Origin of the sequence: Pseudoalteromonas fuliginea (assembly GCF_000690055.1) — a bacterium.
GTDB lineage: Bacteria > Pseudomonadota > Gammaproteobacteria > Enterobacterales > Alteromonadaceae > Pseudoalteromonas > Pseudoalteromonas fuliginea.
Genome location: NZ_JJNZ01000299.1, coordinates 1 through 301, shown reverse-complemented (window position 1 = coordinate 301; position 301 = coordinate 1). Strand labels below are relative to the sequence as shown.

The following is a 301-nucleotide window of genomic DNA, read 5'->3' as shown; positions in this document are numbered from 1 at the left end:
ATGGAGCATTATAGAATGTCTTGAACATTTAAATTACTATGCTACTTTTTATTTACCAGAAATAAAAAAGGCTTTAACTAAAGGAAACAAGCCGAAATCTACTTTTAAAAGTGGAATTATAGGTAATTACTTTGCTAACTTGGTAAAGTTGAAGGAAAATGATAAAAAACATAAAACCTTTAATACAATGAATCCTGTAAACAAACAGCTCAATCAAAATGATGTGATTAGTGATTTCTTTAAAAATCAAGAGGAATTATTAAGCTTAATTATCGCATCAAATAAAAACAATTTGAACAAA

The 301-nt window shown here is 25.9% G+C and carries 1 protein-coding gene; it reads left to right on the top strand.

The genetic code is table 11. The features are described from left to right. Positions 1–301, top strand: a 301-nt coding sequence (locus tag DC53_RS22905; protein WP_033032867.1) for a hypothetical protein, incomplete at both ends; no start/stop codon positions are given.